The sequence below is a fragment of the Ruegeria sp. G2 genome (assembly GCF_056533505.1).
Genome location: NZ_JBQFON010000010.1, coordinates 102,131 through 116,264, shown reverse-complemented (window position 1 = coordinate 116,264; position 14,134 = coordinate 102,131). Strand labels below are relative to the sequence as shown.

Here is a 14,134-nt window from a genome sequence, read left to right as displayed (position 1 = left end):
CCTCAATTCCACGCCTGATACATGGCGCAGAGACTCGACGGGTTCAATGGTGATCAGTTCATACCGAAGGCGTTTTCGATGATTTGAACAGTTCCGGTATCATCCACCAAAGCGGCGTCAAAGCGCGTGTTTGTCAACTGCCCGCCGGGTTCCTGTTCAAGATACTGCGCAGCAGATGTGCAAATTCGATCCATCTGTCGACGGTTGATGCGAGCGGCGGCGGTTTCAAGACTGCGGCTTTTCTTGACCTCAACGAAGACCAACCCATCCGCATTGCGCGCAATCAAATCAATCTCGCCACCTGCGCCGCGCCATCTGCGCTGTGCGATTGAATACCCTCGGCGCTGGTATTCAGTGGCAACGCTAAACTCTGCCGAACGTCCGGCGTGATATGAAACCGAACCCCGAACAGATCGCCGCATGATTTCATCCTTTTCCCAGTTTCAGGGCCTTCTGATAAATCGGACGGCGCGGCAGGCTGAACATCTCTGATACCAGATCTGCTGCATCCCGTACCGAATGCGTTTCCAAGGCTCTTATCAAGGCCTCTTCTACGTCGGTTTCCTTAACAGATTGCGAATGGGCGCGATCTACAAGCAAGACAACTTCGCCCTTGACGGATGCATCCTGATACTCGGAGGCAAGATCCGCCAACGTCCCTCTTCGGGTTTCTTCAAACTTCTTCGTCAGTTCTCGGCAGAGCGCCGCCTGGCGCTCACCACCCAGCACTGCGGCCAGATCCGCGAGACAACCCGCCACACGCTTCGGCGATTCGTAGAAAACCAGCGTTCCGGGGACACTACGCAGCGCCTCGATTCGCGAACGCCGCGCGCCAGAAGCATTGGGCAGGAAACCGGCAAAGAAGAAGGCGTCGGTCGGTAGACCGGCCAATGTCAGTGCGGTCAATACGGCAGACGGGCCCGGTGCACAGGTCACGTTATGCCCGGCCTCGGCTGCTTGACGCCCCAGATCATAGCCGGGATCGGCAATCAGGGGCATTCCGGCCTCGGATGCATAGGCAACCGATTGCCCCTGCGCGAGCGCCTCAAGGATCTTGCCACGTGCGCCAGCTCCGCTGTGATCGTGATAGGCCAAAATACGACGCCCCTCGAGCGGCACGCCATGAATTTCCATCAACCGACGCAGACTACGGGTATCCTCGGCAGCGATCATGTCTGCCGAGGCCAGCACATCCAAAGCCCTGAGCGTAATGTCGCGCGCTGTCCCGATTGGAGTGGCGACAAAATACAGCCCTGCGGCCAATCTGATCTTTTGGAAATTCAAAGCTGGACCCTCACAGCGTGACGTTTATTATCGCGGATCAATAGACCAAGGTGCCCTCAGACGCCGGATCAGGGAGTTTTCTTTTAGATGTTTACCGTTTGCAAGCCCGCACGCAAACTGGCGAAATCCGCCATCGCTCTGGCTACGGCCGCATTCCTCGCTGCTTGTGATGCCGGAGGCTTGGGTGGAGGTCCTTCGATCAACGCCTCAGACCCGGTCCCGGTTGCGCTTCTGGTGCCAAGCGGATCGCCTCAATCTGGTGATGCCGCCCTTGCGCGAAGCCTTGAGAATGCCGCACGTCTGGCGATCGCGGATTTGCCGAACGTCAAGATTGACCTGCGGGTATATGACACGGCTGGAAATGCAGGAACAGCATCGAGTGTCGCACAGCAAGCCGTTGCGGATGGGGCTAAGATCATTCTTGGTCCAGTATATGCGCAGGCGGCCAATGCGGCGGGCCTTGCTGTTCTAAGCAACAACGTCAACGTGCTGTCCTTCTCGAACAACACCAGCATTGCGGGCGGCAATGTTTATGTGCTCGGGCCCACATTCCAAAACACGGCCAACAGGCTCGTGAACTACGCCGGACAGCAGGGTAAGAACAATACTGTCATAGTGCATAGCAATGACTCGGCAGGCCAGTTGGGCCGGTCTGCCATTGCCACCGCGCTCAGCAACAGCCGCGTCAATAATGCGGGTACCGTTGGATATGACCGGTCTCAGCAGGGAGTGATCGATTCGGTTCCGACCATCAAGGCGACAGTCGACTCAACTGGCGCGGATTCGATCTTCTTGACTGCAACGACGGCGGGCGCACTGCCCCTCTACAGCCAATTGCTACCAGAGGCAGGCGTTTCACCGGCAACAACGCAATATATCGGCCTGACGCGCTGGGACATCCCGGCACAGACGTTGGAATTACCAGGTGTCCAAGGCGGATGGTTCGCGCTACCTGATCCTGCAAAGGCACAGGCCTATCGCCAGCGGTACAATAATACATATGGCGAAGCACCGCACCCGATCAGCGGGCTTGCCTACGATGGGATTGCCGCCATTGGCGCGTTGGTGAGCCAAGGCAAATCCGATGCCCTGACTGGGGCGGCTCTGACCCAAAACGCCGGATTTCAGGGTGTAGGTGGTATCTTCCGCCTGCGACCTAACGGTACGAATGAACGCGGTCTGGCGGTTGCCACGATCCAGAACAAACAGGTGGTTGTGATTGACCCTGCCCCACAAAGCTTCTCTGGCGCCGGATTCTGAGCGACCGGCGCTGGCCACCGCGTCTAAAGACGACCTAATCTGTTCAGCCGACGAGATTTTTGACAGCGTTTCCGTCGATGCCAGATTGTCCGATGCAATTAAAAACAGCTCAGACAACGCAGCGTTGCGCGCAGAAACAGTGCGTATTCTGCGAGACGCCCAAAAGGCTGGGCGCGAGGCGATTTCCGATTCATTTTCACAGCGCCCATTCGATGCACGCCCTCTGACACATTCCTATACCTATCTGACGGATCAGATGGTGCGGACCGCAATGCAGGTCGCAACCGAGCATTTGCACCCGCTCGCCAATCCTACTCGTGGGGAAAAAATCGCCGTATTGGCGGTCGGAGGCTATGGCCGGGGTGAAATGGCTCCCTCCTCCGACGTGGACCTGCTGTTTCTGACGCCCTACAAAATCACCGCCTGGGCCGAGAGCGTGATCGAATCCATGCTCTACATCCTCTGGGATTTGCGACTGAAGGTCGGGCATTCTTCGCGTACGATCAAAGACTGTTTGCGCTTGGGTGCAGATGATTTCACCATTCGCACCGCCATGCTGGAGCAGCGTTATCTCGTCGGGGATAAGACGCTTGCGCAAGAGCTTGAAGAACACCTGAAAAGCGAGCTGTTCAAGGGTACTGAGCGGGAATTTATCGAAGCCAAGCTGAAGGAACGGGATGAGCGGCACCTGAAACAAGGTGAGCGCTATATGGTTGAGCCCAATGTCAAAGAAGGCAAAGGCGGCCTGCGCGACCTGCAGTCGCTCTACTGGATCGCAAAATATATCTACAGCGTGAAAGATGTTGCCGAACTGGTCCCGATGGGTTTGTTCACACCGGAAGAGTTCGGTGAATTCGTTCAGGCCGAAGAATTCCTTTGGGCTGTCCGGTCGCATCTGCATCTGGTGACCGGTCGCGCGACAGAACAGCTGACTTTCGATCTGCAGGTCGAGGTGGCGGATCGCATGGGCTACGAAGACCGCGCGGGTCGGCGCGCCGTCGAAGTATTCATGCAGCGGTACTTCCGCGAGGCGACACGTGTGGGCGAGTTGACCCGCATATTCCTGACCAAGCTGGAGGCGTCCCATATGAAGGGCGCGCCGTTACTGGAACGCATTTTTCGCCGTCGACGTCGGATCAAGGCCGGGTACAGGGTTGTTCATGGCCGTCTGGATATCGCGGACCCCGACAAATTCCTGTCAGACAAAGTCAATCTGCTGCGGCTGTTTGAGGAAGGCCTGCGCACAGGCATGTTGATCCACCCTGACGCCATGCGTTTGGTTACGGCAAACCTGAACCTGATCGACGAAGACATGCGCAACGACAAAGAGGCGCGGCGCATTTTCCTTGATCTGATGCTGAAACACGGCAACCCCGAACGGGCCCTGCGCCGAATGAACGAGTTGGGTGTACTGTCGGCTTTCCTGCCCGAGTTCGAACACATCGTAGCGATGATGCAGTTCAATATGTATCACAGCTATACTGTGGACGAACACACGATCCAGTGCATCGTAAATCTGGCCCAGATCGAACGCGGAGAGCTAATCGAAGAGCTGCCGCTGGCGTCCTCGATCCTTGAGCGAAGCGTCAATCGCAAGGTCTTATACGTTGCCTTGCTGCTACACGATATTGGGAAGGGGCGGCCTGAAGATCACTCGATCCTCGGCGCTCAAATCGCTCGCAAGGTGGCGCCGCGTCTGGGACTGAACAAGGCAGATTCCGAAACCGTGGAATGGCTGGTGCGATACCATCTGTTGATGTCCGATATGGCACAAAAGCGCGATATTTCTGATCCGCGCACAATCCGCGACTTCGCCAAAGCGGTTGAAACAGTAAAGCGATTGGATTTGCTCACGGTGCTGACGGTCTGTGACATTCGTGGTGTCGGGCCGAATACCTGGAACAACTGGAAAGCCACATTGCTGCGCGCCTTGCACGCAGACACCAAGCGCGCGCTGGAATCCGGCATGGAGGTTCTCAATCGTGCCAACCGTGGCGCAGAGGCGAAAAAGCAGTTGCGCGCTGAGTTGGAAAACTGGTCCAAAGCCGATCTGAAGACTGAAACCGGGCGCCACTACGATCCTTATTGGCAAGGGTTGAACCTTGCGACCCATGTCGAATTTGCGGAGATGCTGAAATCTCTCGAAGACAGCGGTGACCCCGCGGCGGTCGAAATCCGCTTGCATCCGGATGAAGATCGCGACGCGACCCGCGCTTGCTTCGCCATGGGTGACCACCCGGGTATCTTTTCTCGGATTGCCGGGGCGCTGGCTTTGGTTGGGGCCAACGTTGTAGATGCACGCAGCTATACGACAAAAGACGGTTATGTGACCGATGCGTTCTGGATACAGGACGCCGAAGGCCATCCATTCGAAGCCTCTCGCCTTCCGCGTCTGACCCAGATGATCCACAAGACGCTGAAGGGTGAAGTGGTGGCCAGGGACGCCCTAAAGTCACGCGACAAGATCAAAAAACGTGAGCGCGCCTTTAACGTCCCAACACACGTCACCTTCGACAATGAAGGCTCGGAAATCTACACGATCATCGAGGTCGACACGCGTGATCGGCCCGGCCTGCTTTATGATCTGGCCCGAACATTGGCGGCGGCCAATGTTTACATCGCGAATGCGGTGATCGCGACCTATGGCGAACAGGTGGTTGATACGTTCTATGTCAAGGATATGTTTGGTCTGAAATACCATTCTGAGGCCAAGCAGCGTGGCTTGGAAGCCAAGCTTCGCAAAGCCATCGTCGAAGGTGCGGAGCGGGCCGCCTCATGAAGCCGATCCGCCTGATCTCGGGCTTTTTCACCGTTGGCTTTTGGACCCTCGCCAGCCGTATTCTGGGTTTTCTGAGGGAGATTCTGCTGACCGCCTTTATCGGCCCGGGCCCGGTTATGGATGCCTTTGTCGCAGCGTTCCGCCTGCCCAACATGTTCCGCCGCTTCTTTGCTGAAGGTGCATTTAATGCAGCCTTTGTGCCGATGTTCTCGAAACGCCTGGAGGGCGATGAGAACGCAGAGGGCTTTGCGCAGGACGCATTCAATCTGTTGGCGGTGGCTGTGCTGGCCTTGGTCGGGTTAGCGATGGTTTTTATGCCCGGCTTGGTCTGGATTACCGCTGAGGGTTTTTACGGAGACGAGCGCTTTGATCTGGCAGTGGACTATGGATACGTCGTGTTCCCCTACATCCTATTCATGTCTCTTGCCGCGTTGTTTTCCGGTGTTTTAAACGCGACTGGCCGATTTGCGGCCGCCGCTGCAGCACCAGTGTTGCTGAACATCTTCGCCTGTTTCGCATTGATTTTTGGAGCCATGTCGGGAGGGGACGTGATCCGCTGGCTGATCGCAGTCATCCCAGTCGCTGGTGTCGCACAACTTGCTCTGGTCTGGGTTGCCACTGAGCGCGCCGGTATTTGTATACGGCCGGGTTGGCCGACGCTTAGCCCAGAAATGCGGCGTATGGTGCGGATCGCTGTGCCAGCGGCGCTGGCCATGGGGGTGACGCAGGTCAATTTGGTAGTGGGGCAGCTTGTAGCTTCCAAAACCGAAAAAGCTATCAGTTGGTTATTTGCAGCGGATCGTTTGTATCAGCTGCCTTTGGGAGTGGTCGGAATCGCAGTTGGCATCGTATTATTACCTGATCTATCGCGCCGTTTGCGTGCAGATGACAAAGACGGCGCCCGCAACGCGTTTTCTCGGGCCGGTGAGTTCACATTGCTTTTGACGCTACCCTCAACGGTTGCCTTTCTCATCATTCCTAGCCCATTGGTCTCGGTTCTGTTCCAACGCGGCCAGTTTAGCGCCGAGGATACAGCAGCTACCGCTCTTGCTGTCGCTATCTATGGCATCGGGTTGCCTGCGTTCATGTTGCAAAAACTATTACAGCCGCTGTTTTTCGCTCGCGAGGATACAAAATCACCGTTTAGATACGCCGTATTTGCGATGGCGGTGAATGCCGGACTTGCCTTTGGCCTGTATCCCTTCGCCGGTTGGATTGCGCCCGCGATCGCGGCCTCGACCGCTGGTTGGGCGATGGTAGCTTTGCTGGCAATCGGCGCACGGAGGATGGGGGACGAGGCACGATTTGACGATCGATTCAAACAGAGAATCTGGCGGATCGTGGCCGCCTCGGCGGGCATGGGCGTTGTGTTGTTTGCTGCGATCCACTTGTTTGGATGGGCGTTTGGCATACCCGGCTGGCGCTACCTGGCGCTATTGATGCTCATCGTTACCGCAGCAATTGCCTATTTCTTGTTGGGCCACGTCTTCGGCGCGTTTAGGCTTTCGGAATTCCGAAATGCACTAAAACGAGGCTGAATTTGTACTAATCACGCCTTGTTTTGCTGAGAATGCGCGCCCAACCGCCCGGAGCCAGAAAGAAAGACAAGCCGAACCCGGTGGCAAATCCACCTAGATCGGCAACCCAATCCGACGTGCCGCCGAAGATCAAGCCGAACAGCAACTGAATCCCCATAAGAACCGCAATCAAGCTGAAAGCGCGGGATTGGTTTTCGCCGACCAGTGAAAGCTTACGCCACAACAACCATGTGAACGCACCGATCAACCCGTAGACAGGCGGAAACCCCCCAACCAGAGGATAGGGCGGGTTCAGCAAAACGGCATAGGCCAGCGCTCCGCCCACGCCAGACACCACAAAGATGATCAGCATGGCGATGCTGCCAAACACCTCGGCAACCATTTTCCCCATTGCCAGTACAAACACGCAAACAAATATCGCTTGCGTAAAATTGGCCTGGACAAAGGGATAGGTCACAAAGCGGATCACATGTTCGAACGGCCAACGCCCGTTCTGCACCATCCAGTCGAAGATATCAGGCGAGAACGTGTATTGCTGCAACGCGTCCAGCCGCCATCCAACCGCAGTTGGACCTCCCACCAGCCCGCGGCCGCCAAGCATAAAAGCCAGCTCGATCCCCATGATGAACAGAACTAATGCCACCACGACCGGCGGCAGAGGGTTCACGGGCGGTGTATAATGCTCACTGCTCATTGGGCTGGCCTTTCGCGGCTGTTGACGTCCCTTTGCCTCATGGGTAAGCGACGGGGGCTGATTTTTCCAGACAGGAGTTTCCTTCGATGACCGAGACCCAATTCACGCCGCGCGTGTTTTCCGGCATCCAGCCTTCAGGAAACCTGCACTTGGGTAACTATCTGGGTGCACTCAAACGTTTCGTGGATATGCAGGGGCCGGATTTCGAGACCGTCTACTGCATGGTTGACCTCCACGCGATTACTGTCTGGCAAGACCCGGATCGCCTGCGTGAGAAGACTCGTGAAGTTTGCGCTGGATTCATTGCCGCCGGTCTCGACCCTGAGAAATCCATCCTGTTCAATCAGAGCCAGGTGCCCGAGCACACGCAGTTGGCCTGGATCTTCAACTGCATCGCCCGGATTGGTTGGATGCAGCGTATGACGCAATTCAAGGACAAGGCCGGGAAGAATGCGCAAAACGCGTCGTTGGGTCTGTTCGCTTATCCCGCACTGATGGCTGCGGACATACTGGTGTATCACGCGACCCATGTGCCGGTCGGTGAAGACCAGAAGCAGCATCTCGAACTGACGCGCGACATCGCAATCAAGTTCAACCATGACTATGGCGTTGATTTCTTCCCCGTGACCGAACCGGTCATCGGTGGCCCAGCGCCACGCGTGATGAACCTGCGCGACGGCTCGCGTAAGATGTCTTCCTCGGACCCGTCCGATATGACGCGGATCAATATGACTGACGATGCCGACGCCATCGCCAAGAAAATCCGCAAGGCCAAGACTGACCCGGATGCACTGCCCTCGGAAGTGAAGGGACTTGAAGAGCGGCCCGAGGCACGAAATCTGGTGAACATCTACGCTGCTCTTAGCGATCAGACTGCCGAGCAGGTTCTGGCAGAGGTCGGAGGAAAGCAATTCGGTGAGTTCAAGCCGATGCTGGCTGAATTGGCGGTTGAGAAGCTGTCACCCATCTCCTCCGAGATGGCGCGTCTGATGGGAGAAGAGGCTGAGATCGACCAGATACTTGCCCGCGGGGCTGAACGGGCGCGTGCGCTTGCCTCCCCGATCTTGCAAAAAACCTACGAGATTGTGGGCATGGTCGGTGCAGGCAAGTCCTGATGATCAGAACCCGATCTAGAAACGCCGCCCAGTCCGGGCGGCGTTTTTGTTTGGCAGCCCATTATGCGGCCTTGGGGCGCAGCATTTCATGCACAATGGATTCAGCGACCTCATGCGGGCTAACCGCTTCGATCTTGGCCCTCGTCAGGATGCGATCCATCGTCTGCTCAAGCGCCTCTAATCTATCAGCGACCCAAGCTTCACGCTCTTCTACGCGCAGGATTTCTGTTGCCACATTAATGATGCCACCCCCGTTAGCGACAAAGTCGGGTGCGTAAAGAATGCCGCGCTGGTGAAGCAACCGCGCATCGCCAGCACTGGCCAACTGGTTGTTTGCGCCCCCAGCCACGGCGCCGACCTGCAACAACGGAATGCTTGTTTCGTTAAGGATACCCCCGATGGCGCAGGGGGCAAATATGTCGGCCTCAACACCATAAATCATATCGGGGGCCACAGCCTGAGCCGCATACTGTTCAGCAACACGTGCCGATTGGTGGGCATCGATATCTGTGACGATCAGCCGTGCGCCTGCATCATGAAGCAACTGACACAAATGCGCGCCTACATGACCAAGCCCCTGAACCGATACGGTCAGGCCATCCAGATCAGTTAGCCCAAAACGGTGCTGCGCAGCCACCCGGATCGCGTTGAATATTCCGCGTGCCGTGATGGGGGATGGATCACCGCTCGCAAATTCTCCGTCTGCCAGCCCTGCCACAAAGTCAGTCCGGGACCCGATATGGGCCATGTCAGCGGGCGTCATACCCATGTCTTCTGCGGTCCAGTACTGGCCGCTCAGGCTTTGCACCGCTTGACCGAAGGAACGCAGAAGATCGGGTGATTTATCGACGTGCGGGTCACCAATAATAACGGCCTTGCCACCCCCCAGAGGAAGATCAGCTGCAGCGTTCTTGAAAGTCATGCCCCGCGCCAATTGCAAGGCATCATTCAATGCCTCAGCGGCATGCCCGTAGGGGCGCATCCGCACACCGCCTGCCGCAGGACCGCGTTGCGTCGAGTGAACTGCAATATAGCCCAATAGACCAAGTGCGCTGTCCTTGAATTCGACCACGCGCTCGTAATCTGGCGCGTCTATGATGGTGATGTCCATTCTTCTCCTCCGGGCTACCCAGTGGAGTTTGCCATCTGTCGACGAGTGAATTTCACCTATTTATCGCTACCAGCAGAAGTATTTTAGGGATATTCTTCAACCAACTCGAAAATGATGGAGTTTTTCACTATGGATGACATCGACTCCAAGATAATCCGTGCCCTCCAGAATGATGGCCGCATGACTGTTATCGATCTGGCAGACCATGTTGGGTTGTCCCCGACACCTTGCGCGCGGCGCTTGGATCGATTGCAACGAGATGGGATCATCACCGGGTACGTCGCTCAGGTAGACCCCGAGCAGCTTGGCTTCGGTGTTACGATTTTTGTCTCTGTCGAGTTGGAGAAACAGGATCGCAGCGCCATCGATTCCTTTGAAAAGGCAATTCGGCGGTGTGATGAGGTGATGGAGTGCTATCTCATGACAGGCTCGCGTGACATCTTGCTGCGCGTCGTGGCCAAAGACCTCAACGCATTTGACGCCTTCTTAGAAAACCGACTGATGAAAATACAAGGCATCAGAAATCTGCGTTCAAACTTTGCCTTGCGCACCATGGTCAAACGTGAGTCGCTGCCTCTGTAACGCGGATAATCTGCTGGACCTTGCCTCGGCCCCAACCTAGGTTTCCCGAAGCTTGAGGGAGGGCGCAATGGCAGTCGGCAAAAACATCCGCACCTATTTCGAAGGTCAATGGCATGATGGGGACACCCCTATCATGCGCGCAGCCGACCATGGCGCTTGGCTTGGCTCATCCGTATTTGACGGCGCCCGCTTCTTTGATGGAATGACCCCGGATCTCGATGCCCATTGCGCTCGGGTCAATCGCTCGGCCGAAGCTCTTATGCTAACGCCTTCGGTGACTGCGGAACAGATGGTCGAACTGGTTCAGGAGGGGCTACAAAGTTATCCAACAGATACTGCAGTTTACATTCGTCCTATGTATTGGGGCATCGATGGAGACCCAACCGCAATCATCCCCCAGGAAGACAGCACTGGCTTCGCCATTTGCCTGGAAGAAATCCCGATGGCGCCCGAATCCGCCTCGGCCACGCTGACGACAACCCGCTTCCGTCGCCCCGTTCTGGAATCTGCCGTGGTTAACGCCAAAGCGGGCTGCCTCTATCCGAACAACGCCCGGATGTTGCAGGAGGCGCGTAGCAAAGGTTTCTCAAACGCGTTGGTTGCCGATGCGATGGGGCACGTGGCGGAAACCGCGACCGCCAATATTTTCATGGTTCGCGATGGAGAAGTTTTCACCCCGATTCCCAATGGAACATTCCTTGCCGGCATCACCCGGGCGCGACACATCAAGAATCTGCGCGCCGATGGGGTGAAAGTGCATGAATCTGTGCTGAGCTTTGAGGACTTTCACGATGCTGACGAAGTGTTCATGACCGGCAACATGAGCAAAGTGACCCCAATCACCGCGCTGGATGACACCCAGTATCAGGTGGGTCCAATTGCCCGTCGCGCACGCGAGATGTACTGGGATTGGGCTGCGAGCAATCGCTGATCGACTCCCTGCCCGTTTCAGTTGCCTCTGCGCATCCTGTGGGGCATGATCCCGAAAACAAACGAGGACAAACATGCGCAAGTTCCTAGTCGTTCTGGACGACAGCCGTGAATGCCTGAACGCCATGCGCTTTGCCGCAATGCGCGCGGCCCATACTGGCGGTGGGGTTACGGTTCTTTCGGTAATTCCGCCGGATGAATTCAACCATTGGATCGGCGTCGCTGAGGTGATGCGTGAAGAAGCACGCGAGCGTATTCACGCGCATTTCGAAGTGTTCGCCAAATGGATGCGTGACAAGCAGGGTGTCGAGCCCGAATTGGCCATTCGCGAAGGCGACCCGGTTCCTCAAATCATCGAACACGTCCAGTCCGACTCTGAAATTGGCGTGTTGGTGCTGGGCGCTGGCACTGACAAGAAGGGCCCCGGACCATTGGTAACCCAACTATCCCGGAACTCTGGCAGTCTGCCTATTCCGGTCACTATTGTGCCCGGCGACTTAAGCAAGGAAAAGCTGGAAGCCATCACCTGAGGCACATTATGCCAGCAACATTGCAATTTTGGTTCGATTTCGCGTCGACCTATTCCTATCTCAGCGCTATGCGCATCCAACAGGCGGCCGCAGAAAAGAGAGCCGCCGTGGAATGGCACCCATTTCTTCTGGGCCCGATCTTTGCTGAACAGGGATGGAACAACTCGCCGTTCAATCTGTATCCCGCAAAGGGCCGGTACATGTGGCGGGATATGGAACGGCTTTGTGCAGCGCGCGATCTACCATTTCAGCAGCCCAAAAATTTTCCGCAAAACAGCCTGCAAGCGGCGCGTCTGGCATTGGCAATCGGATCAACTAATCAACGTGGTGCATTTGTACGCGCTGTCTATTCTGCACAATTCGGAGCGGGACAAGACATCTCGGACCTCAGGGTTCTGGCGGAATGCCTTGCCAGTTCAGGCGTTTCGCAAGATGTGATGGAACAGATTGGTAGCCCCCAGATCAAATCCGCGCTGTTCGAACAGGTCGCTCGCGCCAAGGCTCTGCACATCTTCGGCGCACCAAGCTTTATCGCCAAAGATGAATTGTTCTGGGGTGACGACCGATTGGATGACGCGATTTCCTTTGTCGCATCAATTTAGAACGATTCCAAATCTTGACTTCCCCCGTCCGGACGCGCATATCAGATACACCTTAAACGGAGCCGCGCCATGTTTATCCAAACTGAATCCACACCCAACCCGGCAACTCTGAAGTTTTTGCCCGGTCAGACGGTTCTGGAAGCGGGTACTGCAGATTTTCCAAACGCTGAGGCGGCCGAGAAATCTCCGCTCGCCACTCGTATCTTTGGCGTCGCGGGTGTGACAGGAGTGTTCTTTGGCAATGATTTTGTCACGGTGACAAAATCCGATGATGTCCAATGGGATCACATCAAACCCGCCATCCTTGGCGCTGTAATGGAGCATTACCAATCCGGTCAGCCCGTCATGGGCGCAAACGTTGATGCAGGCGCAGGGCACGCCGAACATACCGGCGAAGACGCTGAAATTGTACACCAAATCAAAGATTTGTTGGACAGTCGAGTGCGACCTGCTGTAGCACAGGATGGCGGCGACATAACATTCCATGGCTTCGACAAGGGGATTGTTTATCTTCACATGCAAGGGGCCTGTGCGGGATGTCCATCGTCCACGATCACTCTGAAAATGGGTATCGAAAACCTGCTACGGCATTACATCCCGGAAGTGATCGAGGTTCGCCCCGTTGCGATCTGATCCAACCATCCTGGCATTCGACACATCGGCCGCGCATTGCGCGGCCGCTTTGTTGCAAAACGGTGTGATTGTTGCGTCCTGCGTTGAGCCCATGTCGCGCGGGCAGGCTGAGAGGTTGATGCCTTTACTGGAAGAGTTGTTGGAAGAGAACGGATGCAACTGGCGAGATCTTGATGCGATTGGTGTCGGGGTTGGCCCCGGAAACTTCACCGGGATTCGAATCTCGGTCTCGGCTGCCCGAGGACTGGCGCTTGGTCTGGACGTTCCCGCGGTCGGTGTATCGGGCTTCGATGCCTTGGCCGAGTTGGTCCCCAAAGGCCACTTACCTGCGATTCCTGCCCCGCGCGACCAAGTTTATTTGATGCCGGATGGGGCAGAAGCGCGACTGGTCACGCGACACGACGCAGAATCATTGGGCAGACTATATCTTTGCGATCAGCCTGATCGTCAGGTTCGCACTATTGCTCGATTGGCGTCGCGGCGTTTGGCCTCGACGCCCACTCCACCCGCGCCTTTATATGTTCGCCCTGCAGATGCCGCGCCTTCGCGCGACGTACCTCCGGTCTTGCTTGACGAATGACGCCACAGGAAATGGCTCATATCCATGCCGCCGCGTTCCATCAGAGCCGCCCCTGGGTTGCTGATGAGTTTGCCGAGCTTTTGGCAAATCGCTTCATCCATGCAATTGGGGACACAAGATCATTTGCGCTGGTTCAGGTGATTGCCGACGAAGCGGAACTACTGACGATAGCAACCCATCCAGATCACCAAAGGAAGGGATTGGCGCGAAAGATAATGGTAGAATTCCACGCCTACGCGGATCAGGCTGGGGCATCGCGGGCGTTTCTGGATGTTGCCTCGGACAATGATGCGGCAATCGCTCTTTACGAAGCATGTGGATACGAAGCATGCGGTACACGCAAGCGCTATTACCTGCGCGAGAACGGTCCAAACGTCGACGCAATCGTCATGGAATGTCGTTTTCACAGCAATTAATCACTTTTTTAGACCATATGGTCAAATTTCTATTGACCGAAGCTGTTGCAAACAGCTTCAATTCCCGCCATCACAACATG

The 14,134-nt window shown here is 56.1% G+C and carries 15 protein-coding genes; 11 read left to right on the top strand and 4 right to left on the bottom strand.

What is annotated here, in order from left to right:
• Window positions 1–53 precede the first annotated feature (53 nt).
• Window positions 54–422, bottom strand: a complete 369-nt coding sequence (locus ACR0DU_RS17510) for a YraN family protein (protein WP_480876229.1) — start codon at window positions 420–422, stop codon at window positions 54–56.
• 4 nt (window positions 423–426) lie between these two features.
• Window positions 427–1,284 carry a 16S rRNA (cytidine(1402)-2'-O)-methyltransferase gene (rsmI, locus tag ACR0DU_RS17505; RefSeq protein ID WP_010442870.1) on the bottom strand — a complete coding sequence of 286 codons (858 nt, stop codon included), beginning with the start codon at window positions 1,282–1,284 and terminating at the stop codon, window positions 427–429.
• Window positions 1,285–1,371: 87 nt separating this feature from the next.
• Between rsmI and ACR0DU_RS17500 the strand changes: the two genes are divergently transcribed.
• The 3 genes from ACR0DU_RS17500 to murJ are packed head-to-tail and all read left to right on the top strand — an operon-like array spanning window position 1,372 to window position 6,861.
• The gene (locus ACR0DU_RS17500; RefSeq protein WP_010442869.1) at window positions 1,372–2,544 is read left to right on the top strand and encodes a penicillin-binding protein activator; all 1,173 of its coding nucleotides are present in this window, start codon (window positions 1,372–1,374) and stop codon (window positions 2,542–2,544) included.
• Window positions 2,504–5,323, top strand: coding sequence for a [protein-PII] uridylyltransferase (locus tag ACR0DU_RS17495; protein ID WP_480876227.1), 2,820 nt, complete (start codon window positions 2,504–2,506; stop codon window positions 5,321–5,323). The genes ACR0DU_RS17500 and ACR0DU_RS17495 overlap by 41 nt, the downstream gene beginning before the upstream one ends.
• Complete coding sequence (gene murJ, locus ACR0DU_RS17490; RefSeq protein ID WP_480876226.1) at window positions 5,320–6,861, top strand: murein biosynthesis integral membrane protein MurJ; 1,542 nt, start codon at window positions 5,320–5,322, stop codon at window positions 6,859–6,861. Before ACR0DU_RS17495 ends, murJ begins: the two co-directional genes overlap by 4 nt.
• 7 nt (window positions 6,862–6,868) lie before the next feature.
• Here murJ and ACR0DU_RS17485 read toward each other — a convergent pair whose 3' ends face one another.
• The gene (locus ACR0DU_RS17485; RefSeq protein WP_170474333.1) at window positions 6,869–7,555 is read right to left on the bottom strand and encodes a rhomboid family intramembrane serine protease; all 687 of its coding nucleotides are present in this window, start codon (window positions 7,553–7,555) and stop codon (window positions 6,869–6,871) included.
• A gap of 86 nt (window positions 7,556–7,641) precedes the next feature.
• Here ACR0DU_RS17485 and trpS point away from each other — a divergent pair, with 86 nt between their 5' ends.
• On the top strand, window positions 7,642–8,670 hold the full coding sequence (gene trpS, locus ACR0DU_RS17480) for a tryptophan--tRNA ligase (protein WP_010442865.1): 1,029 nt from the start codon (window positions 7,642–7,644) through the stop codon (window positions 8,668–8,670).
• Between the two features lie 61 nt (window positions 8,671–8,731).
• Here trpS and ACR0DU_RS17475 read toward each other — a convergent pair whose 3' ends face one another.
• Entirely contained in the window at window positions 8,732–9,781 is a 1,050-nt protein-coding gene (locus tag ACR0DU_RS17475) for a Glu/Leu/Phe/Val family dehydrogenase (protein WP_480876225.1), read from the bottom strand.
• A gap of 129 nt (window positions 9,782–9,910) precedes the next feature.
• Here ACR0DU_RS17475 and ACR0DU_RS17470 point away from each other — a divergent pair, with 129 nt between their 5' ends.
• From ACR0DU_RS17470 to ACR0DU_RS17440, 7 genes are all read left to right on the top strand, one after another.
• The gene (locus ACR0DU_RS17470; RefSeq protein ID WP_480876223.1) at window positions 9,911–10,363 is read left to right on the top strand and encodes an Lrp/AsnC family transcriptional regulator; all 453 of its coding nucleotides are present in this window, start codon (window positions 9,911–9,913) and stop codon (window positions 10,361–10,363) included.
• 67 nt (window positions 10,364–10,430) lie between these two features.
• The gene (locus ACR0DU_RS17465; protein WP_319546167.1) at window positions 10,431–11,294 is read left to right on the top strand and encodes a branched-chain amino acid aminotransferase; all 864 of its coding nucleotides are present in this window, start codon (window positions 10,431–10,433) and stop codon (window positions 11,292–11,294) included.
• 73 nt (window positions 11,295–11,367) lie between these two features.
• On the top strand, window positions 11,368–11,823 hold the full coding sequence (locus ACR0DU_RS17460) for a universal stress protein (protein WP_480876221.1): 456 nt from the start codon (window positions 11,368–11,370) through the stop codon (window positions 11,821–11,823).
• Between the two features lie 8 nt (window positions 11,824–11,831).
• Window positions 11,832–12,425, top strand: a complete 594-nt coding sequence (locus ACR0DU_RS17455; RefSeq protein WP_480876219.1) for a DsbA family protein — start codon at window positions 11,832–11,834, stop codon at window positions 12,423–12,425.
• 69 nt (window positions 12,426–12,494) lie between these two features.
• Window positions 12,495–13,058, top strand: coding sequence for a NifU family protein (locus ACR0DU_RS17450; protein ID WP_170474317.1), 564 nt, complete (start codon window positions 12,495–12,497; stop codon window positions 13,056–13,058).
• The gene (gene tsaB / locus ACR0DU_RS17445) at window positions 13,048–13,638 is read left to right on the top strand and encodes a tRNA (adenosine(37)-N6)-threonylcarbamoyltransferase complex dimerization subunit type 1 TsaB (protein WP_480456198.1); all 591 of its coding nucleotides are present in this window, start codon (window positions 13,048–13,050) and stop codon (window positions 13,636–13,638) included. Before ACR0DU_RS17450 ends, tsaB begins: the two co-directional genes overlap by 11 nt.
• Window positions 13,635–14,054 (top strand): GNAT family N-acetyltransferase, encoded by a 420-nt coding sequence (locus ACR0DU_RS17440; protein ID WP_480456197.1) that lies wholly within the window; start codon window positions 13,635–13,637, stop codon window positions 14,052–14,054. The genes tsaB and ACR0DU_RS17440 overlap by 4 nt, the downstream gene beginning before the upstream one ends.
• Window positions 14,055–14,134: the final 80 nt, after the last annotated feature.

Coding starts and splice junctions, on each gene's coding strand:
- ACR0DU_RS17510 (WP_480876229.1), bottom strand. CDS start 422: ATGCGGCGATCTGTTCGGGGTTCGGTTTCATATCACGCCGGACGTTCG.
- trpS (WP_010442865.1), top strand. CDS start 7,642: ATGACCGAGACCCAATTCACGCCGCGCGTGTTTTCCGGCATCCAGCCT.
- ACR0DU_RS17460 (WP_480876221.1), top strand. CDS start 11,368: ATGCGCAAGTTCCTAGTCGTTCTGGACGACAGCCGTGAATGCCTGAAC.
- ACR0DU_RS17455 (WP_480876219.1), top strand. CDS start 11,832: ATGCCAGCAACATTGCAATTTTGGTTCGATTTCGCGTCGACCTATTCC.
- ACR0DU_RS17475 (WP_480876225.1), bottom strand. CDS start 9,781: ATGGACATCACCATCATAGACGCGCCAGATTACGAGCGCGTGGTCGAA.
- ACR0DU_RS17440 (WP_480456197.1), top strand. CDS start 13,635: ATGACGCCACAGGAAATGGCTCATATCCATGCCGCCGCGTTCCATCAG.
- murJ (WP_480876226.1), top strand. CDS start 5,320: ATGAAGCCGATCCGCCTGATCTCGGGCTTTTTCACCGTTGGCTTTTGG.
- ACR0DU_RS17465 (WP_319546167.1), top strand. CDS start 10,431: ATGGCAGTCGGCAAAAACATCCGCACCTATTTCGAAGGTCAATGGCAT.
- ACR0DU_RS17450 (WP_170474317.1), top strand. CDS start 12,495: ATGTTTATCCAAACTGAATCCACACCCAACCCGGCAACTCTGAAGTTT.
- ACR0DU_RS17500 (WP_010442869.1), top strand. CDS start 1,372: ATGTTTACCGTTTGCAAGCCCGCACGCAAACTGGCGAAATCCGCCATC.
- ACR0DU_RS17485 (WP_170474333.1), bottom strand. CDS start 7,555: ATGAGCAGTGAGCATTATACACCGCCCGTGAACCCTCTGCCGCCGGTC.
- ACR0DU_RS17470 (WP_480876223.1), top strand. CDS start 9,911: ATGGATGACATCGACTCCAAGATAATCCGTGCCCTCCAGAATGATGGC.